This window comes from Streptomyces olivochromogenes (assembly GCF_001514115.1).
Lineage (GTDB): Bacteria > Actinomycetota > Actinomycetes > Streptomycetales > Streptomycetaceae > Streptomyces > Streptomyces olivochromogenes.
The window spans coordinates 1829-28351 of record NZ_KQ948457.1; the positions used below are offsets into that span (position 1 = coordinate 1829).

Annotated in this window: 16 protein-coding genes; 6 read left to right on the forward strand and 10 right to left on the reverse strand. The window is 71.2% G+C overall.

Features of this window, described 5'->3' with window-relative positions; translation table 11 throughout:
- Together AQJ27_RS20100 and AQJ27_RS20105 are read right to left on the reverse strand one after the other, a co-directional pair.
- Positions 1-2102 (reverse strand): alpha-1,4-glucan--maltose-1-phosphate maltosyltransferase (locus AQJ27_RS20100; protein WP_067370687.1); only part of this gene is annotated, 2102 nt, incomplete at its 3' end.
- A gap of 194 nt (positions 2103-2296) precedes the next feature.
- Positions 2297-3499 carry a S8 family peptidase gene (locus AQJ27_RS20105; RefSeq protein WP_067370691.1) on the reverse strand — a complete coding sequence of 401 codons (1203 nt, stop codon included), beginning with the start codon at positions 3497-3499 and terminating at the stop codon, positions 2297-2299.
- Between the two features lie 554 nt (positions 3500-4053).
- Here AQJ27_RS20105 and glgP point away from each other — a divergent pair.
- Positions 4054-6693: an alpha-glucan family phosphorylase gene (gene glgP / locus AQJ27_RS20110; protein WP_067370694.1), complete on the forward strand. Its 2640-nt coding sequence runs from the start codon at positions 4054-4056 to the stop codon at positions 6691-6693.
- A 31-nt stretch (positions 6694-6724) separates the two neighbouring features.
- Here the strand turns inward: glgP and AQJ27_RS20115 are convergent, their stop codons facing one another.
- From AQJ27_RS20115 to AQJ27_RS20145, 7 genes are all read right to left on the reverse strand, one after another.
- Complete coding sequence (locus tag AQJ27_RS20115) at positions 6725-7240, reverse strand: DUF1990 family protein (RefSeq protein ID WP_067370696.1); 516 nt, start codon at positions 7238-7240, stop codon at positions 6725-6727.
- A gap of 88 nt (positions 7241-7328) precedes the next feature.
- The gene (locus AQJ27_RS20120) at positions 7329-8987 is read right to left on the reverse strand and encodes a M4 family metallopeptidase (protein ID WP_067370699.1); all 1659 of its coding nucleotides are present in this window, start codon (positions 8985-8987) and stop codon (positions 7329-7331) included.
- A 299-nt stretch (positions 8988-9286) separates the two neighbouring features.
- Positions 9287-11326, reverse strand: a complete 2040-nt coding sequence (locus tag AQJ27_RS20125) for a M4 family metallopeptidase (protein ID WP_067371318.1) — start codon at positions 11324-11326, stop codon at positions 9287-9289.
- A gap of 490 nt (positions 11327-11816) precedes the next feature.
- The gene (locus tag AQJ27_RS20130; RefSeq protein WP_067370700.1) at positions 11817-13556 is read right to left on the reverse strand and encodes an ABC transporter ATP-binding protein; all 1740 of its coding nucleotides are present in this window, start codon (positions 13554-13556) and stop codon (positions 11817-11819) included.
- A complete protein-coding gene (locus AQJ27_RS20135; protein WP_067370703.1) occupies positions 13553-15262 on the reverse strand; it encodes an ABC transporter transmembrane domain-containing protein in 1710 nt (569 codons plus the stop codon). Before AQJ27_RS20135 ends, AQJ27_RS20130 begins: the two co-directional genes overlap by 4 nt.
- A gap of 60 nt (positions 15263-15322) precedes the next feature.
- Positions 15323-17254 carry an ABC transporter ATP-binding protein gene (locus tag AQJ27_RS20140; RefSeq protein ID WP_067370705.1) on the reverse strand — a complete coding sequence of 644 codons (1932 nt, stop codon included), beginning with the start codon at positions 17252-17254 and terminating at the stop codon, positions 15323-15325.
- Positions 17251-19056 carry an ABC transporter ATP-binding protein gene (locus tag AQJ27_RS20145; RefSeq protein WP_067370709.1) on the reverse strand — a complete coding sequence of 602 codons (1806 nt, stop codon included), beginning with the start codon at positions 19054-19056 and terminating at the stop codon, positions 17251-17253. Before AQJ27_RS20145 ends, AQJ27_RS20140 begins: the two co-directional genes overlap by 4 nt.
- A gap of 192 nt (positions 19057-19248) precedes the next feature.
- On the opposite strand from AQJ27_RS20145, the gene AQJ27_RS20150 reads away from it, so the two are divergent.
- Genes AQJ27_RS20150 through AQJ27_RS20165 form a run of 4 tightly spaced genes read left to right on the forward strand, consistent with a single transcriptional unit; the run spans position 19249 to position 22816 of the window.
- Positions 19249-20151 (forward strand): ABC transporter ATP-binding protein, encoded by a 903-nt coding sequence (locus tag AQJ27_RS20150; protein WP_067370711.1) that lies wholly within the window; start codon positions 19249-19251, stop codon positions 20149-20151.
- Complete coding sequence (locus AQJ27_RS20155; protein ID WP_067370713.1) at positions 20148-20882, forward strand: ABC transporter permease; 735 nt, start codon at positions 20148-20150, stop codon at positions 20880-20882. The genes AQJ27_RS20150 and AQJ27_RS20155 overlap by 4 nt, the downstream gene beginning before the upstream one ends.
- 25 nt (positions 20883-20907) lie before the next feature.
- A complete protein-coding gene (locus tag AQJ27_RS20160; protein WP_067370716.1) occupies positions 20908-22173 on the forward strand; it encodes a sensor histidine kinase in 1266 nt (421 codons plus the stop codon).
- Positions 22163-22816 carry a response regulator gene (locus AQJ27_RS20165; RefSeq protein WP_067370720.1) on the forward strand — a complete coding sequence of 218 codons (654 nt, stop codon included), beginning with the start codon at positions 22163-22165 and terminating at the stop codon, positions 22814-22816. The genes AQJ27_RS20160 and AQJ27_RS20165 overlap by 11 nt, the downstream gene beginning before the upstream one ends.
- Positions 22817-22865: 49 nt before the next feature.
- On the opposite strand, the gene glgX is transcribed toward AQJ27_RS20165, so the two are convergent.
- Positions 22866-25133 carry a glycogen debranching protein GlgX gene (gene glgX / locus AQJ27_RS20170; protein ID WP_067370722.1) on the reverse strand — a complete coding sequence of 756 codons (2268 nt, stop codon included), beginning with the start codon at positions 25131-25133 and terminating at the stop codon, positions 22866-22868.
- Positions 25134-25282: 149 nt separating this feature from the next.
- Between glgX and AQJ27_RS20175 the strand changes: the two genes are divergently transcribed.
- Positions 25283-26500, forward strand: a complete 1218-nt coding sequence (locus AQJ27_RS20175; RefSeq protein ID WP_067370725.1) for a L,D-transpeptidase — start codon at positions 25283-25285, stop codon at positions 26498-26500.
- The last annotated feature ends 23 nt before the right edge of the window (positions 26501-26523 follow it).

Sequence of the window (26523 nt, forward strand, 5' to 3'; positions counted from 1 at the left end):
TGCGGTGAGGACGGTCGCAGGACGGTGAGGATGTGCGCGGGACTATGCCCTGGCTCAAGACGCACATAGTTGGCCCTGCCCCAGTTGTAGGTCTCGCCGGTGAGCTCGTCGCGCACCGGCACGGACTCGTGCCAGTCCAGGCCGAGTTGCGGCATGTCCAACGAGACCGTCGCCTCCTGGGTGTGGTGCGGGTCGAGGTTGACCACCACCACAACCGTGTTCGATCCGCTCCCGTCCGTGACCGACTTCGAGTAGGCGATCACCGCGTCCTTGTCCGTGTGGTGGAAGTGGAGGCCGCGCAACTGGCGCAACGCAGGACTGCGCCGGCGGATGGCGTTGAGCGCCCTCAGCAATGGCGCGATGCTACGACCCTCCCGCTCCGCCGACTCCCAATCCCGCGGACGCAGTTGGTACTTCTCGGAGTTCAGGTACTCTTCGCTGCCCGCACGCAGGGGGGTGTTCTCACAGAGCTCGAATCCGCTGTAGACGCCCCAGCTCGGAGACAGCGTCGCGGCGAGCACCGCACGCAGTTCGAAGGCCGGCCGCCCGCCGTGCTGAAGGAACTCGTGCAGGATGTCCGGGGTGTTCACGAAGAAGTTGGGCCGCATGCAGGCGGCCGCCTCCCCCGACAGCTCAGTGAGGTAGTCGGTGAGCTCTTCCTTCGTGTTGCGCCAGGTGAAATAGGTGTACGACTGCTGGAAGCCGACCGCCCCCAGCGTGCGCATCATCGCGGGCCGGGTGAACGCCTCGGCCAGGAAGATCACGTCCGGGTCGGTGCGGTTGACGTCCGCGATGACCCGCTCCCAGAAGACGACCGGCTTGGTGTGCGGGTTGTCGACGCGGAAGATCCGCACGCCGTGGCTCATCCAGTGGCGCAGCACCCGCAGCGTCTCCTGGACCAGCCCCGGCATGTCCTGGTCGAAGGCGATCGGATAGATGTCCTGGTACTTCTTCGGCGGATTCTCCGCGTACGCGATCGACCCGTCCGCCCGGTGGTGGAACCACTCGGGATGCTTCTCCACCCACGGATGGTCCGGCGAGCACTGGAGCGCGAAGTCGAGCGCGATCTCCAGCCCCTCCCGCTCCGCCCGCCTCACGAAGGCGTCGAAGTCGTCGATCGTGCCGAGATCCGGATGGACGGCGTCGTGCCCGCCCTCCGGGGAGCCGATCGCCCACGGCACCCCGACGTCGTAGGCCCCCGCCGAGAGTGTGTTGTCGGGCCCCTTGCGATAAGTGGTCCCGATCGGATGAATCGGCGGCAGATACACCACGTCGAAGCCCATCCGCGCGATGGCGGGCAGCCGCTCGGCGGCACTGCGGAAGGTGCCGTGCACCGGCGGATCGAGATGTCCGCTCTCCGAACGCGGAAAGAACTCGTACCAGGAGCCGTACAGCGCCCGCTCGCGCTCCACCAGCAGGGGCAACGGCTCCGAGCTGCTGACCAGCTCACGCAGCGGATGACGAGTGAGGACCCTGTCCACTTCAGGGGTGCGGGCGGCGGCGAGCCGGGCCGCCGAGGAACGGCCGGTGTCCCGCAGCGCGTCCGCCGCGGCGAGGACGACATCCCTTCTGCCCTTGCTCTTCGGCACCCCGGCGGCAGCGCGCTCGTACAACCGGGCGCCCTCCTCCAGGACCAGTTCCGTGTCGATGCCCGCCGGGATCTTGATCCCCGCGTGATGGCGCCAGGTGGAGACCGGATCGCTCCAGGCCTCCACGGTGTACGTCCAGTGGCCGGTCGTCCCGGCACGGACGGTGGCGCCCCAGCGGTCGGTGCCGGGGGCGAGTTCGCGCATCGGGGTCCAGGGGCCGGTGCGGCCCTCCGGATCGCGCAGGACGACGTTCGCGGCGACGGCGTCGTGGCCTTCGCGGAAGACGGTGGCCGTGACGTCGAAGGCCTCGCCGACAACCGCCTTGGCGGGGCGGCGGCCTTGCAGGACGAGAGGCCGAACGTCGACGACGGGAATGCGTCCGACGCTCTCGCCGCCTCCGCCGCCCTGTTCGGAGGGTTGCTCCGGGGCGCGGGGGACGGCGTCGACCTTGCGTATCGGGGGTGTGTCGGAGGTGGTCGTCGGGGGTGGCGACGTGTGGTGCGTGGCGGGCATGACCGCTCCTGTCCGCGTCAACGTGGGTGGGCGGATGACGGTGTGGGGAGGTGGGGCCTGCGGGGCGTACCGGGGGAGCCTTCCCACCCTATTCGGGTGAGCAATCCGGCAGGTTGCTAACTACTTACGCGTATGTCTCCACACAAGACCGGCCTCGTCCGACGGGCGAGGCCGGTGCCTGCTGGGGCGGTTCCCTAGGAACGGGCGACTTGCAGAAGCCTGTTCGGCGAACCGAGCCCCGCACCGCCGACCTTCCCGTACGCCGCCCGCCCGACCAACGCTTTGCCCACTTGGGCCGGGGTCGCCTTCGGGTGGCCGGCGAGATAGAGGGCCGCCGCGCCCGCGACATGCGGGCTCGCCATCGACGTACCGGAGAAGGTCGCCTTCCCGGTGTCGCTCGCGTACGACGCCGACGTGATCGCCACGCCGGGCGCGAACAGGTCGAGCGCCGCCCCGAAGTTGGAGAAGCCCGCCCGGGCGTCGGCCCTGTCGCTCGCCCCGACCGTCAGCGCCTCCTTGACCCGGGCGGGGGAGTACAGCCCGGCGGCCAGTCCGTCGTTGCCCGCCGCGACCGAGTACGTCACTCCGGAGGCGATGGAGTTGCGTACGGCGGCGTCCAGCTGGGCGTTCGCGTGACCGCCCAGGCTCAGATTGGCGACCGCCGGCTTGTGCGCGTGCCGGGTCACCCAGTCGATACCGGCGATGACCTGCGCGGTCGTGCCGGACCCGGCGTTGTCGAGCACCCGCACGGACACGACCTTGGCCTTCTTCGCCACACCGTAGGTCGTCCCAGCGATGGTCCCGGCGACATGCGTCCCGTGCCCGTTCCCGTCCCCCGCCGCCTTGTCGTTGCCCACGAAGTCCCAGCCGTAAGCGGCCCGCCCCCCGAAGTCCTTGTGCGTGATCCGGATCCCCGTGTCGATGACGTACGCCGTCACGCCCGCGCCCGCCGACTCCGGCCACGTGTAGCCCTTGTCGAGCGGCAGAGCGGGCTGGTCGATCCGGTCCAGCCCCCAGGACGGCGGGTTCTTCTCGACGTGGTCGAGTGCCACCCGGGTGTCCTGGGCGACGGAGGCCACACGGGAGTCCGCCGCGAGCCGCCGCGCCTGCTTCTCGCTCACCTGAACCGCGTACCCGTTGAGCGCCGTGCCGTACGTATGGCTGATTCGCGCTCCGTACTTCTCGGCGATGCCCTTACCCGCCGACGACGGAGCCTTCGTACCCCCCTTGAGTGTCACGATGTAACTACCGCTGACGGAACCGGGTTCGCCGGCGCCGAGTATCCGCCCCTCCGGGGCGGCGTGCGCGGGCAGGGGGATGGCCGAAAGCACCGCGGCCGTCGTGACCGCGGTGAGGCATCCTGCCCAGCGCAGACGCCGCTGTCTCGTCTGTGCCATGACGTGAGTTCCCCTCCTCAAGTCGGCGTACGCCGACCGGGACCGACCGGTGTGCGACCGGGGTCGCGCGTACGCCACTTGGCAGCCTCTCGTGTGGTGTGAAGCGCCACAAGGCCGCCCATGCGTGCGGAATCGGCCATACCCTCCGGGGGTGGGGCGGAATGGTCGCGTCGATTCCCGGTCGACGGTTCCTCTTGTCGACGACCTCAGGCGAGTCCGTCGGCTGCGGACCGGTGGGGGCCGTTCGCGCAGTTCCCCGCGCCCCTAGGGCGGGGCTGCGCCCCGATCCCCTGCCCGGGTGATTCGTTCGGCTGGCGGCCGGTGGGGGCCGTTCGCGCAGTTCCCCGCGCCCCTGAGGCGGGGGCTGCGCCCCGCCCGGGATCCCCACGCCCTGACCTCGTGTTCCACTCATCCACGGTCGACACACCCCCACGCCCCCGACCCACCCACGACGCCGGAGTTCATCGATGCGCCGTGTTGTGGAAACACCCTCGCCGCTACCGTCGTCGGTGACGTACATCCCGCCGCATACGTCTTTTGTGAAGGTGGAACTTGTGAAGGCAATCCGCAGATTCACCGTTCGCCCCGTACTGCCCGACGCCCTTCACCCGCTCAGCGACCTCGCCCGCAACCTGCGCTGGTCCTGGCACGCCGAGACCCGCGACCTCTTCCAGTCCGTCGACCCCGAACGCTGGACCGCCTCCGACGGCGACCCCGTACGCCTGCTCGGCAGCGTCCCTCCCCACCGCCTCGCGGAACTCGCCGAGGACCGCCGCTTCCTGCGCCGCCTCGCCGCCGTCGCCGACGACCTGCGCGACTACGTGACCGGCGCACGCTGGTATCAGACCCAGACCCAGATTCCCGACCTCCCCGCCGCCATCGCGTACTTCTCACCCGAGTTCGGCATCACCGCGGCCCTGCCCCAGTACTCCGGCGGCCTCGGCATCCTCGCCGGCGACCACCTCAAAGCCGCCAGCGACCTCGGCGTACCCCTCATCGGCGTAGGACTCCTCTACCGGCACGGCTACTTCCGGCAGTCCCTCTCCCGAGACGGCTGGCAGCAGGAGCACTATCCGGTCCTCGACCCCAACGAACTCCCTCTCGTACCCCTGCGCGAATCCGACGGCACCCCGGCTCAGGTCACCCTCGCTCTCCCCGGCGGCCGCGCCCTGCGCGCCCGCATCTGGCTGGCCCAGGTCGGTCGCGTCCCCCTCCTCATGCTCGACTCCGACGTCGAGGAGAACGACCTCGGCGAACGCGGGGTGACCGACAGGCTCTACGGCGGCGGCAGCGAGCACCGGCTGCTTCAGGAGATGCTGCTCGGCATCGGCGGGGTGCGCGCCGTACGGACGTACTGCCGGCTGACCGGCCACGCCCAGCCCGAGGTGTTCCACACCAACGAGGGCCACGCGGGCTTCCTCGGCCTGGAACGCATCGCCGAACTCGCCGACGGGCACGACGCGAACGGCGGGCTGGACTTCGAGGCCGCTCTCGAATCCGTCCGCGCCGGTACCGTCTTCACCACCCACACCCCCGTCCCCGCCGGCATCGACCGTTTCGACCGCGAACTGGTCGCCCACCACTTCGGCCCGGACGCCGAACTCCCCCGTATCGACGTCGAGCGGATCCTCGGCCTCGGCATGGAGACCTACCCGGGCGGCGAGCCGAACCTCTTCAACATGGCCGTGATGGGGCTCAGGCTCGGCCAGCGGGCCAACGGGGTGTCGCTGCTCCACGGTCACGTCAGCCGCGAGATGTTCTCCGGGCTGTGGCCGGGTTTCGACCCGGACGAGGTCCCGATCACCTCGGTCACCAACGGCGTGCACGCACCGACCTGGGTGGCACCGGAGGTCTTCCGTCTCGGCGCCCGCCAGATCGGCGCCCAGCGCACCGAGGACGCGATGACGGTCGGCGGCTCGGACCGCTGGGACGCGGTGGCGGACATCGCCGACCAGGAGATCTGGGACCTGCGCCGGGTGCTGCGCGAGCAACTGGTGCTCGAGGTGAGGGAACGCCTGCAAGCGTCCTGGCGCCAGCGCGGGGCCGGAACGGCCGAACTCGGCTGGATCGACGGGGTGCTCGACCCGGACGTCCTCACGATCGGCTTCGCCCGCCGCGTCCCTTCCTACAAACGTCTGACCCTGATGCTGCGCGACCGCGACCGCCTGATGGACCTCCTCCTGCACGCCGAACGCCCGATCCAGATCGTGGTCGCGGGCAAGGCGCACCCCGCCGACGACGGCGGCAAGCGACTCGTGCAGGAACTGGTCCGGTTCGCGGACGACCCGCGTGTGCGCCACCGGATCGTCTTCCTCCCGGACTACGGGATGGCGATGGCGCAGAAGCTGTACCCGGGCTGCGACATCTGGCTGAACAACCCGCTCCGCCCGCTGGAGGCCTGCGGCACGTCCGGGATGAAGGCGGCACTCAACGGCTGTCTGAACCTCTCCGTCCTGGACGGCTGGTGGGACGAGTGGTTCCAGCCGGACTTCGGCTGGGCGATTCCGACGGCGGACGGTACGGCGACGGACGACGACCGCCGTGACGACCTGGAGGCGGCGGCCCTCTACGAGCTGCTGGAACAGCGCGTGGCGCCCCGCTTCTACGAGCGGGGTCAGCACGGTCTGCCCGACCGGTGGATCGAGATGGTCCGCCAGACGCTGACCCATCTCGGCCCGAAGGTCCTGGCAGGCCGGATGGTGCGCGAGTACGTGGAGCGCCTGTACGCCCCCGCGGCCCGCGCCCACCGCGCCCTGGCCCCGGAGGCGGCCCGCGAACTGGCCGCCTGGAAGTCCCGCGTCCGGGCGGCCTGGCCCCGGGTCACCGTGGATCATCTGGAGGCCTCCGCCGCCACCCCGACCGCCGAACTGGGCACCACCCTCTCCCTGCGCGTGCGGGTGGCGCTGGCCGATCTCGTCCCGGACGACGTCGAGGTCCAGGCGGTCTCGGGCCGCGTCGACTCGCGGGACCGCATCGCGGACGCGAGCTGCGTCCCGCTGAAACCGGCGGGCGGTCCGGACCTGGAGGGGCGCTGGGTGTACGAGGGTCCGCTCTCCCTCGACCGCACCGGCCCGTTCGGCTACACGGTCCGTATTCTCCCCACGCACCGACTGCTCGCGTCGGGCGCCGAGCTGGGCCTGGTGACGATGCCCTCGGAGGAGGTGGGGGAGGAGGCCGGGGTCCTGATGCGCTGAGCGGGCCGAAAGCGGAAGGCGGGTGGCGGACCTACGGTTCGAACCCCGCGCACAGCCGGCGCAGTACCGTCCCGCAGCGCCGCGCGTAGGCGTGCTGGAGCCCCCGGGTCGCCGGTCCGCCCGCACGGGTGTACCACTTGGCCGCACGGCTGAAGGCGGTCACGGTCAGCCAGACCGTGCCGTCGCCCGTGCGGTCGACCACGAAGGCCTCCTCGCCGCGCTCGGGGTGGCCTGGCAGGGTGCCGTAGGCCCAGCCGGCCCGGCGGTACTCCTCGACCGTCCAGACCACACGGCAGGGGGCCTTGAGGGGGCCGAGTCCGACGGTGACGTCGACTCCGGGGGCCGCCTTGTCGGCGGTGGCGGTTATGCCCACGCCCATCGCGCGGTGCATCCCCCAGGTCATCACCGCTTCGGACGCGGCGCGGAAGACGGCCTCGCCCTCGCCGACGCGGGTGCGCAGGTGCAGGGGGTGGAACCCCGGCGGGCAGCGGCCGTCGCGCGTCGCGCCCACGTCCTCGTATGTGAAGGGGTTGTCCGGGGAGACCATGGGGGACAGCGTAGGGCGGTACCCGGAGGTGACTTCTCTCCGGGTACCGCCCAAGGTGCCTGAGAGGGTCTCGAGGACCCCGTGGGCACTAGCTCACGTTGACCGCGGTCCAGGCCGCCGCCACCGTCGCGTACTCCGTGCTGCTGGAGCCGTACAGCGAGGAGGCCGCCGAGAGCGTGGCCGTGCGGGCGGCCTTGTAGTTGGTCGTCGACGTCATGTACGTCGTCAGCGCCTTGTACCAGATCTGCAGGGCCTTGGCGCGGCCGATGCCGGTGACCGTCGAGCCGTTGTACGTCGGGGAGTTGTAGGAGACCCCGTTGATCGTCTTCGCGCCGCTGCCCTCGCTCAGCAGGTAGAAGAAGTGGTTGGCGACACCCGACGAGTAGTGCACGTCGAGGTTGCCGACGCTGGAGGACCAGTAGTTGGCGGAGCCGCCGTCCTTGCTGGGCTGGTCCATGTAGCGCAGCGGGGTGCCGTCGCCGTTGATGTTGATCTTCTCGCCGATGAGGTAGTCACCCACGTCGGAGGAGTTCCCCGCGTAGAACTCGACGCCGGTGCCGAAGATGTCGGAGGTCGCCTCGTTCAGACCGCCGGACTCGCCCGAGTAGTTCAGACCGGCCGTGTTGGCGGTGACGCCGTGGCTCATCTCGTGGCCGGCCACGTCCAGCGAGGTCAGCGGGTGGGTGTTCCCGGAGCCGTCGCCGTACGTCATGCAGAAGCAGCTGTCGTCCCAGAACGCGTTGACGTACGCGTTGCCGTAGTGGACGCGGGAGTACGCGCCGACACCGTTGTTCTTGATGCCGCTGCGGCCGAAGGTGTTCTTGTAGAAGTCCCACGTCTCCTGCGCGCCGTACGCGGCGTCGGCGGCCGCGGTCTGGTCGGTGGTGGAGCTGGAGGCCGCGCCGGTGCCCCAGGTGTCGTCCGCGTCGGTGAACAGGGTGCCCGCGGAGGAGGTGGTGGTGTGCGACTTGTTGTACGTCTTGTGGCCGCCGCGGGTGCCGTCGGTCAGCTGGTACGTCGAGCCCGACAGGGTGGTGTTGAGGCTGACCGTGCCCGAGTAGAGGGTCTTGCCGGTGCCCGTCTCGATGCCCTGGTACTCGTAGAGCTTCTTGCCGGTGGCCGCGTCGGTGATGACGTGCAGCTCGTTCGGCGTGCCGTCGTCCTGGAGACCGCCGATGACCGTCTCGTAGGCGAGGGTGGGCTTGCCGGTGGCGGCCCAGATCACCTTGCGGGGGGCGCGGTCGGCCGTGGTCTTCTCCGAGCCGGCGGCCTTCGCGGCGGTGAGCGCCTGCTTCTCGGCCTTCGCGGTGGTGACCTGCGGCTTCAGCGAGGCGACCTTGATGGCCGTCTTCACGGCCTTGGTGACGCCCTCGGTCTTGCCGGCCTTGGACTCGTGGACGACCAGGTCGCCGCCGAGGACCGGAAGGCCGTTGTACGTGCGCTCGTAGCGGGTGTGCACCGTGCCGTCCGCGTCCTTGAGGACGTCTCTGACGACGAGCTTCTCCTTGGCGCCGAGGCCTATCTGCTGGGCGGTCTCGGGCGCGGCCGCGTCGGCCTTCTGGATCAGGCTCGTGCGTGCGGCGTTGGAGAGCAGGACCGTGGCGCCGGGGAGCTTCGCCTTGGCGGCGGCCGACTCGGTCTGGGCGGAGGCACCGGTGGTCAGACCGGTGGTGAGCAGGGCTCCGGCAGCGACAGCGGTCGCGATGGCCAGAGTGGTGCGCTTGTGACGCGCGTAGAGGGGGGTCACGCAATCTCCTCTTGTGGGGGCGACCGGACGGCGTGGGGTGGCCGTACGGAAGGTGCGAAGTTGCGGTGCGGGTGAGCCGTGCGGTGGAAGAGTGACATCAAGGACGCGTACATGTCAGGAGGGCGATGGAATCTTGGCCGAAAAGCGTCCGTTGGATGAAGATCGCTGTTCGTTACGCGGATCTCGATCTTGGTCAAGCGGCAACAAAAGCAGGGTCATGGCGCAGCAAAGAGGGCGCCGCCCCGGGGAGTCGAACCCCCGGGGCGGCGCCCTCTCGATGCCGTGTGTTCAGACGCGGTCTACGGGAACGTCAGCTTCCAGCTGTTGATGTAGCCGGTGTCCTGCGCGGCCTTGTCCTGAACCCTCAACTTCCAAGTGCCGTTGGCGACTTCGGAGGACGCGTTGACCGTGTAGGTCTCCTGGACGTTGTCCGCCGAGTCGGAGGAACTGAACGGCTTCAGGGGGTACACCGTGCCGTCCGGGGCCAGCAGATCCACGACCAGGTCGCCGCGCCAGGTGTGCACGATGTTCACGTCGACCAGAAGGTTCGACGGGGCGTTGCCGGTACGGCCGGTGACCGCGATCGACGACGTCACGGCCGGTCCGTTGTCCGGAATCGATACGTCGCCGGTGTTCTCGAACGACGTACCGCCACCGCCACCGCCGGGACGCGAGCCGACCTTCACGGCCGCCCAGGCGTTCTGCACCGCCGTGTACTCGGCGCTCGTGGTGCCGTACAGCTCGCCCGTCGCCGCGAGCGTGCCGGTACGGGCCGCCGCGTAGTTGGTGGTCGAGGTGAACTTGGTGGTGAGCGCCCGGTACCAGATCTGCAGGGCCTTGTCCCGGCCGATGCCGGTGACCGGAAGGCCGTCGGCGGTCGGCGAGTTGTAGCTGACGCCGTTGATGACCTTGGCGCCGCTGCCCTCGCTCAGCAGGTAGAAGAAGTGGTTGGCGACACCGGACGAGTAGTGGACGTCGAGACCGCCCACGCTGGAGGACCAGTTGTCCGCCGAGCCGCCGTCCTTGCTGGGCTTGTCCATGTAGCGCAGCGGGGTGCCGTCGCCGTTGATGTCGATCTTCTCGCCGATGAGGTAGTCACCGGGGTCGGAGGCGTTGTTGGCGTAGAACTCGACGCCGGTGCCGAAGATGTCCGAGGTCGCCTCGTTCAGACCGCCGGACTCACCGGTGTAGTTGAGACCCGCGGTGTTGGAGGTGACGCCGTGGCTCATCTCGTGGCCCGCCACGTCGATGGCGGTCAGCGGGTCCGCGTTGCCGGCCCCGTCGCCGTACGTCATGCAGAAGCAGCCGTCGTCCCAGAACGCGTTGACGTACGCGTTGCCGTAGTGGACCCGGGAGTACGCGCCGACGCCGTTGTTCTTGATGCCGCTGCGCCCGAAGGTGTTCTTGTAGAAGTCCCAGGTCTCGGCGGCGCCGTAGTGCGCGTCGGCGCCCGCGGTGGCGGCGTTCGACGTGGTGCCGTTGCCCCAGGTGTCGCTGGTCTGGGAGAACAGGGTGCCGGTGCCGGACGTACCGCGGTTGAGGTTGTACGTCTTGTGGCCGCCGCGCGCGCCGTCGGTGAGCGTGTAGTTGGAGCCCGACTGCGTGGTCGTCAGCGTCACCTGGCCGCTGTACTGGGTGTTGCCGATACCGGTCTCGATGCCCTGGTACTCGTAGAGCTTCTTGCCGGTGGCCGCGTCGGTGATGACGTGCAGCTGGTTCGGGGTGCCGTCGTCCTGGAAGCCGCCGACGACCGTCTCGTACGCGAGGGTCGGCGTGCCGTCCGCCGCCCAGATCACCTTGCGGGGCGCCCGGTCGGCGTCGGTCTTCTTCGAACCGTCGGCCTTGGCGGCGGAGAGGGCCTGCTTCTCCGCCTTCGAGGCGGCGATGGCGGGCGTGAGCGAGGCGACCTTGAGGGTGGCCCGCGTCGCCTTGATGACCCGCTCGGTCTTCCCTGCCTTGGTGGTGTCGACCACCAGGTCGCCGCCGAGGACCGGGAGTCCCGCGTACGTGCGTTCGTAGCGGGTGTGGACCGTGCCGTCCGCGTCCTTGATGACGTCGCGGGCGACGAGCTTCTCCTTGGCCCCGAGGCCCAGGTCCTTGGCGGTGGCCGCCTTGGCGGCGTCCGCGTCGCGTATCAGCTCCGCGCGCTGCGAAGGCGTGAGCGGGGCGGCGAGAGAACCACGGTTGATCTTGCCGAGGGAGGATTTCTGGGGAGCCGCGCTCGCGGCGCCCGACTGGACGGCCGCGGCCAGCAGGGCGGATACGCCGACGAGGGCGACGGCCGCGACACGGCGCTGGGTGGTGTGGGAGGTGCGTCTGTGGGAGGAACTGCTGCTCAACACACTGACTCCTTCTGCGTGGCCACGGTTCGCGCGGCCAGTGGGGATCCGGTCGGGGTGGGTACCCGTCCGGGCAGAACAGGGCAGAACAGGGCAGAACAGGGCAGAACAGGGCAGAACAGGGTGGAACGCGGAGCCAGTTGCCTGGGGTCCACGGCTGCGACACAGCGACAGTGCTGTGAGGTTGCTGTGAAGTTGCCGTGGGAAGAGTGGCAGGAGATTTCGCTTTCTGTCAGGACCGCGTCAGGAATTTGGCCGGAATTCGTCCGTTGTCCGGGTGTTCATGTTCGGCATGCGGACTGTTCGCCGGAGTGTGTCCTGTCGGCGGCGCGGCAAGGCGCGACCACCCTGCCGCACCGCGCCCAGAACGGCCGGACAAGCCCCGACAGACCCGGCCCTGACCCCGGCTCAGGCCCCCGTCCCGGCCGCGCTCAGGGCTCGGCCCTGGCCCCGCTCAGGCCCCGTCCTGGTCCCCGCCCAGGGCCCGGCCCTAGTCCCCGTGCCACGTTCGCCAAAGTGCCGCGTACGCCCCCTCGGCCGCCACCAGTTCGTCATGGGTGCCGAGTTCGGTGAGCAGTCCGTGCTCCATCACGGCGACCCGGTCCGCGTCGTGCGCGGTGTGCAGCCGGTGCGCGATGGCGATCACGGTGCGCCCCTCCAGTACGGCGGCGAGCGCACGCTCGGTGTGGCGCGCGGTCGTCGGATCGAGCAGGGCCGTCGCCTCGTCGAGGATGAGGGTGTGCGGGTCGGCCAGCACCACCCGGGCCAGGGCGAGCTGCTGGGCCCGCGACCCGTCCGTCCGGCGGCCCCCGGCGCCGAGCTCGGTGTCCAGGCCGTCCGGCAGCTCCCGGACCCAGCCGTCGGCACCGACGGCGGCCAGTGCCCCCCACAACGCCGTGTCGTCGGCGGCGGGTTCGGCGATCAGCAGGTTGTCGCGAACGGTGCCCAGGAACACGTGATGCTCCTGGGTGACGAGGACGACCTGTCGGCGCAGCTGCTCGGGATCGAGGTCGGCGATCGGTACGCCCCCCACCGTCACCGACCCGGACGGCGGCGCGTCGATGCCCGCGAGCAGTCGGCTCAGAGTGGTCTTCCCGGCACCGGAGGGCCCGACGACGGCCAGCCGTTCCCCGGGCCGCACGGTCAGGTCGACTCCGCGCAGCACCTCGCCCCCGCGGTCGTAGGAGTAGCGGACATCCGTCACGTCGATCCGGTCGTCGACCGGGGTGGGCGAGCCCGACGCCACGGCCCGTGGCGCGCGGGCCAGCCCCTCGACGCGGGCGAACGAGGCGCCGCTGCTCTGGAGTTGCTCGACCTGCATCAGGATCTGGTCGAGCGGCTCCCCGAGCTGGCGCAGATACAAGGTCGCGGCGACCACCGCACCCAGGCTCATCGCCCCCCTCGCGTGCAGGGCACCGCCCACCAGCAGGACGGCGACCACGGGAACGACGTACGACACCTCCACGGCAGGGAAGAACACGCTGCGCAGGAACAGGGTCCGCATCCGCCTGAGCCGGGACGTCTCCAGCGTCCGACGGCTCGCGGTGATCCGGCCGCGCTGCAGCCCGAACGCCTCCACCGTACGGGCACCGGACGCGGTGGCCGCGAGGATCTCGGCGACGTCCGAGGTGGCGGTGCCCTCGGCGAGATACGCGGTGCGCGCACGGCGCAGATACCAGCGCAGGGCGAACCAGATCCCGACGAGCCCGAGCACCCCGCAGGCGCCGAGCAGCGGGGCGATGGCAAAGACCGCGCCGAGGATGAACAACGCCTGGGCGCAGGAGATGACCAGTTCGGGCCCGGCGTCGCGCAGGGTGTTGCCCACCACGGTGACATCGGCGGTGCCGCGCGCGGTCAGGTCACCGGTGCCGGCCCGCTCCACGACCGAGGCGGGCAGACTCAGCGCCCGCTCCACGAACTGCTCCCGCACCCGGGCCAGCGTCCGCTCCCCGAAGCGGTGCCCCACGTACCGGGCCCACCGCGCCAGCAGCAACTGCGCCAGCGAGCACACCAGGATGACCGACGCCAGCCGGTCCACGACGTCCACACCGTCCCCGGCCCGTACGTCGTCGATGATCCGCCCGAGCAGCCAGGGCCCGACCAGACCGGCCGCGGCGGCCAGCACGTTCAGGCCGAGCACGGCGGCGAAGGCCCGCCCGTCCGCCCGGATCAGCCGCAGTGCCGCCCGGCGCACCTCGGCGGGTTCGGCGACCGGCAGCTGCGCGCTCATCGCAGGACCTCTTCCGTGTCGCGGGCCACCAGTGCCCGGTACCCCGGCTCCCCGTCGAGGAGTTCGTGATGGCTGCCGCTCGCCGCGACCTTGCCGTCGACCAGGAAGTGCACGGTGTCCACCTGGTCGAGCATCAGCGGCGAGGTGCTGGTGACGACGGTCGTACGGCCCGAGCGTGCGGCCCGCAGCCGGGCAGCCACGGCCGCCTCGGTGTGCGCGTCGAGCGCCGAGGTGGGTTCGACGGCGAGCAGTACCTCGGGGTCGGCGAGCAGCGCCCGCACCAGGCGTACGCGCTGTCGCTGGCCGCCGGAGAGGTTGCGGCCCTGGGCGGCGACGTCCGAGTCGAGACCGTCGGGGAGACCGAGCACGATGTCGTCCGCCGCCGCCGCGCGCACCGCCCGGGCGATCGTCTCCTCGTCGTGCTCCCGGCGGCCGCAGACCAGCTCGCGCAGGGTGCCCGCGAACAGGTCGGCCTCGTTGTCCGCGACCAGGATCCGCTCGCGCACCTGCGCCAGGGCGATCTCGTCGAGCCGTACGCCACCCCACGTGACCGCCGACTCCGCGTACCGGCCGAGGCGGTCGACGACGGCCTCGGACTCCACGGGATCCGCTCCGACCAGCGCGGTGAGCCGCTCCGGCAGCACCCGTACCCCGGAGTCCGGATCGTGCAGCACCGCCGGGGAGGCGGGCGCGTCCCGGGCGTCGGGGTGGTCGGCGACGGGCTCCAGGGACAGGAACCGTACGACACGCCGGGCGGCGACGACGGCCCGGCTGAGCTGGTAGCCGCTCTCGATGAAGAAGTACACCGGCGCCACGAGGACCGCGGCATAGCCGTACACCGACACCAACTGGCCGATGGTGATCTCCCCCTGGGCCGCCAGCCGGGCCGCGAGCCAGGTCACGACGGCGAGGAAGAGGGTCGGCAGTCCCGTGCCCAGCGCCTGGATCCAGCTGGTGGCCGCCCCGACCCGGTACCCCTGCGCCCGCAGCTCCTGCGAGTCGCGGCGGAAGGAGTCCGCGAACAGCCCCTTGCCACCCAGGCCGTTGAGGACGCGCAGGCCGCCCGCGAGGTCGCCGATCCGCGCGGTCAGCACGCCCTGCCGCTCGCGGTACTCGGTCTCCGCGCCCTGCAGCCGACCCATCAGCGGGCCGACGAGCCCGGCGGTCAGCGGCACCCCGAGGAGTATCACCACCGAGAGCTGGAGCGAGACCGACATCAGCAGCGCGGCCACCACGCCGTAGGTGACGATCGCGGCGATGCCGGGACCGACGACGGTCAGCGACTGGCTGATCGTCTGGACGTCACCGACGCCGATCGTGACGACCTCCCCGGCGCCGACCTGGCGGCCCAGCGCGGCACCCAGCCGCGCCGACTGCCCCACCACGACCTTGACCGTACGGAAGTTGGCGTCCATCCGGACCTTGGTCATGGTGCGATGCCGCAGGATGCCCAGCCACGCGTTGAACACGCCGATGCCCAGCACGGCGGCCGTCCAGCCGAACAGCGCGCCCCGGTCGCCCGGCTCCAGGCCGTCGTCGATCGCACGGGCCAGCAGATACGGCGGCAGCGCCAGGAGCGTCATCCACACCGTGGCGAGCAGCGCGCCCGCCGCGCTGCGCCCCGACTGCCGGGTGACCAGCCACCACAGATACCGCCACCCGCCCCGACAGTCGGGCGTCCCCGGGTCCTCGTGAGCGTCGATCATCCAGCCCTCATGCCTTTCACTTGCCGTGTGCCGTCCGCCGTACGAGTCGCTCGCCGTCCGCTACACGAGACTGTCGCGCCACGCCTGGTGCAGGTCCGCGAATCTGCCGGTGGACGCGACGAGTTCGGCCGGACTGCCGTCCTCGACCACCCGCCCGTGCTCCATCACCAGCACCCGGTCGGCGATCTCCACCGTGGACAGGCGGTGGGCGATGACCACCGCCGTGCGACCGCGCAGGACCGTCGACATGGCGCGCTGCACCGCCCGTTCACCCGGGATGTCGAGGGAGCTGGTGGCCTCGTCGAGGATGAGGACGGCCGGGTCGGCGAGCAGGGCCCGTGCGAAGGCGACGAGTTGGCGCTGCCCGGCGGAGATACGGCCACCCCGTTTGCGTACGTCCGTGTCGTAGCCCTCGGGCAGCGCGCTGATGAAGTCGTGGGCGCCGATCGCCTTGGCGGCCCGCTCGATCTCCTCGCGGCTCGCGTCGGAGCGGCCGATGGCGATGTTCTCGGCGACCGTGCCGGAGAACAGGAAGGCCTCCTGGGTCACCATCACCACCCCGCGCCGCAGCTCGGGCACGGACAGCTCGCGCAGGTCGACGCCGTCGAGCAGGACCCGGCCGTCCGTGGGGTCGTAGAAGCGGGCCAGCAGCTTGGCGAGCGTCGACTTGCCCGCGCCCGTCGAGCCGACCACGGCCACCGTCTGCCCGGCGGGGAGCGTGAGCGAGAAGGTGGGCAGCACCTCGCCGCCGGTGCGGTAGGCGAAGCGGACGTCCTCGAAGACGACCTCGCGGCCCGGCTGCGCGGAGGCGAGCGCGGGCAGCCGCCTCGGTTCGGCCGGCTCGGGCACGGACGGCGTCTGGGCCAGCAGGCCCGCGATCTTCTCCAGCGAGGCCGCCGCGGACTGGTAGGCGTTGAGGAACATGCCCAGCCGGTCGATCGGGTCGTACAGGCGGCGTAGATACAGCACCGAGGCGGCCAGCACGCCCAGCGCCAGCGAACCCCCGGCCACCCGGTACGCGCCCCACAGCACGATCCCCGCGACCGCCGTGTTGGCGACCAGCCGGGAGCCGACGACATAGCGGGCCATCTCCAGCAGGGCGTCGCCGTTGGTGCGCTCGTGGCGCTTGTTGAGCACCCGGAACTCGGCGTCGTTGGCGTCCTCGCGGCGGAACGCGCGCACCGGCCGGATCCCGTTCATCGTCTCCGCGAACTTCACGATGACGGCGGCGATGGCGGTCGAGCGCAGGCGGTAGATACGGCCCGCGCGGCGCCGGTACTGCCGTACGAGGAGATAGAGCGGCACGAAGGACGCCACCGCCACCGCGCCCAGGCCCAGGTCCAGCCAGAGCAGCATCGCCGAGATGTAGACGAAGGACAGGATCACCGTGATGAGCTCCTGCAGGCCCTCGCTGAGCAGTTCACGCAGCGACTCGACGTCCGTCGTGGAGCGGGAGATCAGCCGGCCCGAGGTGTAGCGCTCGTGGAAGTCGATGCTGAGCGCCTGCGCGTGGCGGAAGATCCGGCCGCGCAGGTCGAGCAGCACGTCCTGGTTGACGCGGGCGGACGCCTGGGTGAAGGCGTACTGGAGCCCGCCGGCGGCCAGTGCGCACAGCAGATAGCCGACCCCCACCGCGATCAGCGGGCCGTGGTCGTGCGCGCGGAACGCCGGTACGGCACGGTCGATGGCGTACGCGACGATCAGCGGGCCCGCCTGGATCGCGGCCTGCTGGAGCAGGAGCAGCACCATCGTCACCACCACACGGGCCCTGAGCGGGGTGAGGAGGGAACGCAGGAGCGCGGCGGTGGCGCCCGGGGGAGTGGGCAGGGCGTCGCGGTCGAAGGGGTCCTGGTGCGTGTGGGACTCCTGCGCGTCCGTACCGTCCTTGCCGGGCACCCCGCCGTCGGGTTGCGTACCCGCTTTCCTGCCCGCTTTCCTGCCCGGTTCCCGGTCCGGCTCCTTGTTCGGCGCGGTCGTCGTGGGCGCCGTCATCGGTCGGCCTCCTCGTCACCTGACATCAGATGGGCGTACTCGGCGTTGCTGCGCAGCAGTTCGTGGTGGGTGCCGACCGCGGTGATACGGCCGCCGGAGAGCAGGGCGACGCGGTCGGCGAGCAGGACCGTGGACGGGCGGTGCGCCACGATCAGCGCGGTCGTCTCCGCCAGTACGCGGCGCAGCGCGGCCTCGACCGCGGCCTCCGTGTGGACGTCCAGCGCCGACAGGGGGTCGTCGAGGACGAGGAAGCCGGGGCGGCCGACGACGGCCCGCGCGAGGGCGAGACGCTGGCGCTGGCCGCCGGACAGGCTCAGGCCCTGCTCGCCGACCTGGGTCCGCGTGCCCTGCGGGAGCGCGTGCGCGAAGTCGGCCTGGGCGACGGCGAGGGCACGGTCCAGGTCCGCTTCGCCGGCGGTGTCCGGGGCGCCCATGAGCACGTTCTCCCCGACGCCGGCCGAGAAGAGGGTGGGCTCCTCGAAGGCCACGGCCACGCGCGCGCGAAGTTCCTCGCGGGGCATCGCCGTGATGTCCTCGCCGTCCAGTGTGATCCGCCCGGCCGTCACCTCGTGCAGCCGTGGGACGAGGGCGGTGAGGGTGGTCTTCCCGGTGCCGGTCGCGCCGACCAGGGCCATCGACTCACCCGGACGGATGTGCAGATCGATGCGGTCGAGGACGGGGGGCGCGTCCGCCGGGGCGTCGGGATAGCGGAACCGGACGCCGTGGAAGCGGAGTCCGCCCTCGCCCTTCCCGCCGGCGACCGCGGACGAACCGTTGGCGGTCGCGGATGGCCCGGTGGACTCCGGCTGCTCGTCCATCACCTCGAAGTACCGCTCCGTCGCCGTCGCCGCCTCCTGGCTCATCGCGAGGAGGAAGCCGATGGACTCGACGGGCCAGCGCAGCGCCAGCGCCGTGGACAGGAACGCCACCAGCGTGCCGGCGGACAGTCGGCCGTCGGCGACCTGGACCGTGCCGAGCACGAGGGCGGCGCCGATGGCGAGTTCGGGGAGGGTGACGATGACCGCCAGGATGGCGGCGAGGAGGCGGGCCTTGGCCAGCTCCGTGCCGCGCAGGGTGCGGGACAGCTCGCGGAAGGCGAGGGCCTGGCTGCGGTGGCGCCCGAAGCCCTTGATGATGCGGATGCCGAGCACGCTCTCCTCGACGACCGTCGTCAGATCGCCCACCTGGTCCTGGGCCCGCCGCGCCACCAGCGAGTAGTGCCGCTCGAAGAGCCAGCAGACCGCCATCAGAGGTGCCGCGGGAGCGAGCAGCACCAGGCCGAGGGTCCACTCCTGGGCCAGCATGATCATGACGCCGATGAGGATCGTCACGGAGTTGACCAGCAGGAACGTCAGGGGGAAGGCGAGGAACTGGCGCACCAGCATCAGGTCCGTGGTGCCCCGGGACAGCAGCTGACCGGAGGCCCAGCGGTCGTGGAAGGCGACCGGGAGCCGTTGCAGATGCCGGTACAGATCCGCCCGCATGTCGGCCTCGACCCCCGACAGGGGCCGCGCCACCAGCCACCGCCGCAGCCCGAACAGCACCGCCTCCGCGACACCGAGCAGCAGCAGATACAGCGCGCCGAGCCAGATGCCCGCCACGTCGCGCTCGGCCACCGGACCGTCCACCATCCACTTCAGGACGAGCGGGAACACCAGCCCCGTACAGGAGGCGAGGACCGCGACGAAGGCGGCACTGAACAGCCGCGTGCGCACCGGCCGCACGTACGGCCACAGGCGCAGCAGGCTGCGTACGGTCGAATGGTCGGCTCGGCCCGGGGTCACCGCATCTGGAGTGGACATCAGGACCGAGCCTACGGTTCGGCACTGACAGAGCCCACCGAGTTTTGGCCCGACCTGAATCGTTCCACGGACCCGGGTCCGGGCCGCCCGGGCCCGGGGCTCGGTCGTATCGCCGCATCAACCGATCGGCTGATGCCGCTTCGAGCGCGATGGACGATGTGCCCGCTCCCGTCCCGCCGGGATCCTCGTGGCATGTCAGTCATCGAAGTCACCGGACTGCGCAAGTCCTACGGCGGCCGGCCCGTCGTCGACGGTGTCTCCTTCGCCGTCGAGGAGGGCGAGATCTTCGGGATCCTCGGCCCGAACGGCGCCGGCAAGACCACCACCGTCGAGTGCGTCGAGGGCCTGCGGATCCCCGACGCGGGCCGCGTCCGGGTCGCCGGGCTCGACCCCGTCGCCGACCACGAACAGGTCGCCCGCGTCCTCGGTGCCCAGCTCCAGGAGAGCGAGCTCCAGGCCAAGCTCACCGTCCGCGAGGCCCTGGAGCTGTACGCGGCCTTCTATCCGCACCCCGCCGACTGGCGGCCCCTCGCCGAACGCCTCGGCCTGACCGCCAAGCTCACCACCCGCTTCGCGAAGCTCTCCGGCGGCCAGAAGCAGCGCCTGTTCATCGCGCTCGCCCTCATCGGCGGCCCCCGGGTCGTCGTCCTCGACGAACTGACCACCGGGCTCGACCCGCGCGCCCGCCGCGACACCTGGCAGCTCATCGAGGACGTCCGGGCGAGCGGGGTCACCGTCCTGCTCGTCACGCACTTCATGGAGGAGGCGCAGCGCCTGTGCGACCGGATCGCCGTGATCGACAAGGGCCGGGTGGCCGCTCTGGACACCCCGTCAGGGCTGATCCGGCGCTCGGCGGGCTCCACCGTCATCAGCTTCACGCCGTCCGCGCCGCTGGACGAGGGTGACCTGAACGCGCTGCCCGCGCTCGCGTCGGTCGAGCACAAGGACGGCAGGATCACGCTGTCCGGCACCGACGAGACCGTCAACGCGGTCATCACCCTGCTCGCCCGTGGCCACATCACCGCCCACCAACTCCGCGTGTCCGACGCCACGTTGGACGACGCGTTCCTGGACCTGACGGAGGTCACCTCATGAACACCGCGGTCCTGCGCACCGAGCTGCGCCTCTTCCGCCGCGAACCCGGCGCTCTCTTCTGGATCCTGGCGTTTCCCACCCTGCTGCTGGTGATCCTGGGTTCCATCCCGTCCTTCCGCCGGCACCACGCCGACCTGGGCGGCCTGCGCACGGTCGACGTGTACGTCCCGGTCGCCGTACTCCTCGGCATGATCGTCGGCGCGCTGCAGTCGATGCCGCAGAACATCACCGGCTACCGCGAGCGCGGCATCCTGCGCCGCATGTCCACCACTCCGGTACGCCCGTCCGCCCTGCTGTCCGCGCAGATGCTGGTCTACGGCGCGGCGGCGCTCGTCTCGGCCCTGTGCGCGCTCGCGGTGGGCCGACTCGCCTTCGACGTACGACTGCCCGAGCAGCCGTACGGCTATCTCATCGCCCTGCTCCTCGCGATCCTGGCCGCGCTCGCGCTCGGCGCCGTGGTCTCCGCGCTGTCCCGGACGACGAAGATCGCGGGCGCGATCGGGTCGGCGGTGTTCTTCCCGATGATGTTCTGCGCGGGCGTGTGGCTGCCGGTGCAGGCCATGCCGGACGGACTCGCCCGAGTCATCGGCTACACCCCGTTCGGCGCCGCCGCGCAGGCCCTGAACCGGGCGGCGGCGGGCGACTGGCCGGGCTGGGCGCACCTGGCGGTGCTGGTGGCCTGGACCGTGCTGCTGACGGCCGGTGCCTCGCGCTGGTTCCGCTGGGAGTAGGGGACGGGCCGTGCAGACTGGGGAGATGACCACCACGGACCGGCGGATCGACCGGCGCTGGGAGCAGCTGCACGTCTGGGGGCCGTACGGGCTGCTCGGCATCGGTGTCGTCCTCGCGGTCGCCTCCACCGGCCTGACGGACCGTTCCGCCCAGTGGTACGCCGGCTGGACCCTGGTCGCCGCCGCGGTCGCCCTCCAGCTGTGGTGGCACGGCACCCGTTCCCGGCGGTCCGGCCGCGGCCGGATCCCGTCCCGGGCAGGGACGGCGTACTACGTCGTCCGCTGGGCCATCGGCTTCGCCCTCACCTGGATCGACCCGTTCTTCGCGTTCTACGCCGCCGCCGGCTACATGGACGCCGACGAGCTGATCCCGGGCAGGTGGCAGCGGCTCGGACTGTTCGCGAGCGCGGTCACCGTGGCAGGTGCGCAGGCCGGCGGGCTGCCGTTCGGGAGTGGCGTGCAGTGGATCCTCTTCGCCGCGCTCGTGGTCGCCAACTCCGGCCTGCAGATGGTGGTCGCCCATCTCACCCAGCAGGAGGCCCAGCGCTCCCGCGAGCGCACCGAGACCATCACCGAACTCGAACGCACCAACGCCGCCCTGCAACAGGCCCTCGACGAGAACGCCGCCCTGCACGCCCAACTCCTGGTCCAGGCGAGGGAAGCGGGCGTCGCCGACGAACGCCGCCGGCTGGCCGCCGAGATCCACGACACGATCGCCCAGGGCCTGACAGGCATCATCGCCCAGCTACAAGTCGTGGCCGGAGCAACCGACTTGACCACTGCCCACACCCACCTCGAACGCGCCTCCGGGCTCGCCAGACACAGCCTCGGCGAGGCCCGCCGCTCCGTGCACAACCTGGCTCCGGTGGCGCTGGCGGACGACGGTCTGCCGGAGGCGCTGAAGAAGACGGTGGCCGAATGGGCCGAACGAACCGGCATACGTGCCGAGTTCACCGTGACGGGCACGGCCGAGCAACTCCACGACGAGATCGCGGCGACCCTCCTGCGGATCGTCCAGGAGGCCCTGTCCAACGCCGCCCGGCACGCGCACGCCACCCGCCTCGGCGTCACCCTCTCCTTCCTGGGGGACGAGGTCATCCTCGACATCCGCGACGACGGACAGGGCTTCGACCCTCTCGCGCTTCCCGAGCGCACTCGCGCCGGCGGGTTCGGCCTCGACGGCATGCGCGCCCGCGCCGAACGCATCGCAGGCACCCTCACCATCGAGGCGGAGCCGGGGCACGGCACGGCGGTCTCGGCTCGCGTACCGTTGGTCCGCGATGACCGATGACGTGACCGATGACGCTGTGATCACCCTGCTGATCGTCGACGACCATCCCGTCGTACGGGACGGTCTGCGCGGCATGTTCGAGTCCGCGCCGGGATTCACGGTCCTCGGCGAGGCCGCGAACGGAGTCGAGGCCGTCGCCCTCGCCGCCTCGCTCGACCCGGACGTCGTCCTGATGGACCTTCGCATGCCCGGCGGCAACGGAGTCGAGGCCATCGCGGAACTCACCCGCCGCGGCGCCCGCGCCAAGGTGCTCGTCCTGACCACCTACGACACCGACTCCGACACCCTCCCCGCGATCGAGGCGGGCGCGACGGGCTATCTGCTGAAGGACGCCCCGCGGGAGGAGCTCTTCACCGCCGTCCGTGCGGCAGCGCAGGGCCGCACGGTGCTCTCCCCGGCGGTCGCCTCCCGCCTGGTCTCGGCGGTCCGCGCGCCCGCCTCGACCCAGGACTCCCTGTCGGCCCGCGAGCGCGAGGTCCTGGCGCTGGTCGCCAAGGGCACCTCGAACCGTGAGATCGCCCGGGTCCTGTTCATCAGCGAGGCCACGGTCAAGACCCACCTCACCCACCTGTACGCCAAGCTGGGCGTCAACGACCGCGCGGCGGCGGTGGCGGTCGCCTACGACCGGGGCATCCTGGGCTGAAGGCACCTGAGGCGGGGCCTCGCCCCGAATCCCCGCGCCCCCGAAAGCCTCAGCCCACCACCCGTAGCAACAGCACCGCACGCGCCGGCACGGTGACCGTGCCGCCCGCCCGGTGGATCACGCCCGGCGCCCGCGCCTGATCCTCCGTCGAGGTGTCGACCACGAGTTCGTAGCGCGAGGCCCACGGAGGTCCCGGCAGGACGAAGCTCACCGGACGGTCCCCGGCGTGCAGCACCGCGAGGAAGCTGTCGTCCACGACCGGCGCTCCGCGGGCATCGCGTCCGGGGATGTCCCGGCCGGAGAGGTACATCCCCAGCGTGGCGGCCGGCGCGTACCAGTCCCGTTCCGTCATCTCCGCCCCGCGCGGAGTGAACCACGCCAGGTCCCGCAACCCGTCCACCGAATGGGCCCGCCCGGAGAAGAACGCCCGGCGCCGCAGCACGGGGTGCTGGTGCCGGAGGGAGATCAGCCGGGATGTCAGGTCGAACAGCGCCCGCCAGCCCGGTTCCTCCAGCAGGCTCCAGTCGACCCAGCTGATCTCGTTGTCCTGGCAGTACGCGTTGTTGTTGCCGCGCTGGGTGCGCCCGAACTCGTCCCCCGCGACGAGCATCGGCACCCCGGTGGACAGCAACAACGTCGTCAGCAGGTTCCGCAACTGGCGCCGCCGCAACCCCCGTACCCGCTCCTCGTCCGTCTCCCCCTCCGCCCCGCAGTTCCAGGCACGGTTGTCGTTCGTGCCGTCCCGGTTCCCCTCCCCGTTGGCCTCGTTGTGCTTGCGCTCGTAGGAGACGAGGTCGCGCAGCGTGAAGCCGTCGTGGGCGGTCACGAAGTTCACCGAGGCATAGGGGCGCCGCCCGCCCCACGCGTACAGGTCGCTCGACCCCGAGAGGCGGTACCCCAGGTCCCGTACGTCCGGCAGCGCGCCCCGCCAGAAGTCCCGGACGGCGTTGCGATAGCGGTCGTTCCACTCCGTCCACAGGGGTGGGAAGGCGCCCACCTGGTAGCCGCCGGAACCGACGTCCCACGGTTCGGCGATCAGCTTCACCCGACGCAGGACCGGGTCCTGGGCGATGACCGCGAGGAAGGGGGAGAGCATGTCGACGTCGTGCATCGAGCGGGCCAGCGCCGCCGCCAGGTCGAAGCGGAAGCCGTCCACCCCCATCTCCGTCACCCAGTACCGCAGCGAGTCCGTGATCAGGCGCAGGACGTGCGGCTGCACCACGTGCAGCGTGTTGCCGCAGCCCGTGTAGTCGGCGTACCGGCGGGCATCGGACTGGAGCCGGTAGTACCCCCGGTTGTCTATGCCGCGCAGGGACAGCATCGGGCCCAGTTCGCCGGCCTCCGCCGTGTGGTTGTAGACCACGTCGAGGATCACCTCGATACCGGCCGCGTGCAGCGCCCGCACCATCCGCTTGAACTCACCGACCTGCTGCCCCGTCGTCCCGGAGGACGCGTAGCCCGCGTGCGGGGCGAAGTAGCCGATCGAGTTGTAGCCCCAGTAGTTCTTCATGCCGCGCCGCAGGAGGTGGTCCTCGTGGGCGAACTGGTGGACGGGCAGGAGTTCCACAGCCGTGACGCCCAGCCCGACCAGGTGCTCGATCGCCGCGGGGTGCGCGAGCCCGGCGTAGGTCCCGCGCAGTTCCTCCGGGATCCCGGGGTGCAGCCGGGTGAAACCGCGCACGTGCAGCTCGTAGATCACCGAGTCCGCCCACGGGGTCTTCGGGCGGTGGTCGTCCGACCAGTCGTCGTCATCGTGGACGACGACGCCCTTGGGGACGTACGGCGCCGAGTCCCGGTCGTCGCGCACGGTGTCCGCGACCTGCTGCTGGGGCCAGTCCCGGACATGCCCGTACACCTCGGGCGGCAGACTGAAGTCGCCGTCCACCGCACGGGCGTACGGGTCGAGAAGCAGCTTCGCCGGGTTCCAACGGGCGCCGGTCCACGGGTCCCAGCGGCCGTGCACGCGGTAGCCGTAGCGGCGGCCGGGCAGCACGCCGGGGACGAAGCCGTGCCAGATCTCGTGGGTCAGCTCAAAGAGCGGTACACGCGTCTCGTGGACCTCGCCGTCCCGCTCGTCGAAGAGACAGAGGTCGACGGCCTCCGCCCCGCCCGCCCACAGGGCGAAGTTGGTGCCCGCGGCGCCGTCGGGGCCGACGCGGAAGCGCGCCCCGAGCGGGGTCGGGGCGCCCGGCCACACGGACACGGCGGGCGACGGCGCCCGCTGGGCGCCGTTCAGCACGGGGGACGACTGCGTGGGCAGCTTCTCGCCCGTGGCCCGCCCCTCCGGCACTGCCTCCTGCTCGGCTGCGCTCGACACCGTTCAGCCTCCTGCGGCTCGGTGGACGACCGGAAGAGGAGCGTGCGGCGTCCCGGCCGCGGCTCCCCTTCGTCGTCCTCCCCACTGTTCTGCCCAGCGCTTGGCTCGCACTCACGTTTCCCCAGAGGTGCACACTCGTTGGGCCCGCTGTGAAGCACGAACAGACACGCGCGCGGCACGCAGGGGCCGCACTGGCCGCCGTACTGACCTGGGCCGGCCTGCTCGCCGGAGCCGCCGGCTGCACCTCGCACGGGATGGAGGAGGTGCTCGGCAAACCCCCCGCCGCCGAGGACGTCATCCGGATCTCTCCCGACGACAACAGCAAGGGCGTACGCCCGCGACAGGCGCTGCGGGTGCGGGTGCCCGACGGGCGTCTGGAGTCCGTGCAGGTCGTCAAGGACCAGGACGCGCAGGAGTCCGCGGTGCCCGGGCGCATCTCCGCCGACGGCCTGACCTGGGCCCCCGACGATCCGTTGCTCGCGCTCGCCGCCAAGTACACCGTGGACGTGGTGGCCCTCGACGGGCACGGGCGGCGCTCGGCGCGGCACACGACGTTCACGACGTACGTCCCCGAGGAGCGGTTCATCGGATACGTGACGCCGGAGAACCGCTCCACCGTCGGCACCGGCATGATCGTCTCCCTGGCGTTCAACCGGGAGATCGAGAACCGGTCCGCCGTCGAGCGCGCGATCCACATCGAGGCCAGCCCCGCGGTGCAGGTCCGCCCGCACTGGTTCGGCAAGAGCCGCCTCGACTTCCGGCCCGAGAAGTACTGGAAACCGGGCACGAAGGTCACCGTCGGGCTGCGGCTGCGCGACGTCGAGGGGGCGAAGGGCGTCTACGGACTCCAGTACAGGACCTTCTCGTTCACCATCGGACGCAGCCAGGTCTCGCTGGTCGACGCCGCCGCGCACACCATGGAGGTACGCCGCGACGGCGACCTCCTCGCCACGGTGCCGATCACGGCGGGCGCCCCCAAGAGGACGACGTACAACGGGAAGATGGTCGTCATGGAGATGCTGGACGTGACCCGGATGAACAGCCGCACGGTCGGCTTCGGCGGCGAGTACGACATCCCGGACGTCCCGCACGCGATGCGCCTCACCGACTCCGGGACCTTCGTGCACGGGAACTACTGGGCCTCGGGCGTCTTCGGCAACAGCAACGTCAGCCACGGCTGCGTCGGTCTCCAGGACGTGAAGGGCGGCAGCTCCGACACCCCCGCGGGCTGGTTCTTCGACCGCAGTCTCATCGGCGACGTCATCGAGGTCGTCAACAGCGACGACAGGGAAGTCGCGCCCGACAACGGCCTCGGAGGCTGGAACATGGACTGGAAGCAGTGGAAGGCGGGCAGCGCGGTGAAGTAGCCCGGCGAAGCAGCCCGGTCAAA

Excerpts from the sequence above, each read along its gene's own strand:
- AQJ27_RS20105 (WP_067370691.1), bottom strand. The coding sequence starts at position 3,499 with ATGGCACAGACGAGACAGCGGCGTCTGCGCTGGGCAGGATGCCTCACC.
- AQJ27_RS20115 (WP_067370696.1), bottom strand. The coding sequence starts at position 7,240 with ATGGTCTCCCCGGACAACCCCTTCACATACGAGGACGTGGGCGCGACG.
- AQJ27_RS20130 (WP_067370700.1), bottom strand. The coding sequence starts at position 13,556 with ATGAGCGCGCAGCTGCCGGTCGCCGAACCCGCCGAGGTGCGCCGGGCG.
- AQJ27_RS20135 (WP_067370703.1), bottom strand. The coding sequence starts at position 15,262 with ATGATCGACGCTCACGAGGACCCGGGGACGCCCGACTGTCGGGGCGGG.
- AQJ27_RS20140 (WP_067370705.1), bottom strand. The coding sequence starts at position 17,254 with ATGACGGCGCCCACGACGACCGCGCCGAACAAGGAGCCGGACCGGGAA.
- AQJ27_RS20145 (WP_067370709.1), bottom strand. The coding sequence starts at position 19,056 with ATGTCCACTCCAGATGCGGTGACCCCGGGCCGAGCCGACCATTCGACC.
- AQJ27_RS20150 (WP_067370711.1), top strand. The coding sequence starts at position 19,249 with ATGTCAGTCATCGAAGTCACCGGACTGCGCAAGTCCTACGGCGGCCGG.
- AQJ27_RS20155 (WP_067370713.1), top strand. The coding sequence starts at position 20,148 with ATGAACACCGCGGTCCTGCGCACCGAGCTGCGCCTCTTCCGCCGCGAA.
- AQJ27_RS20160 (WP_067370716.1), top strand. The coding sequence starts at position 20,908 with ATGACCACCACGGACCGGCGGATCGACCGGCGCTGGGAGCAGCTGCAC.
- AQJ27_RS20165 (WP_067370720.1), top strand. The coding sequence starts at position 22,163 with ATGACCGATGACGTGACCGATGACGCTGTGATCACCCTGCTGATCGTC.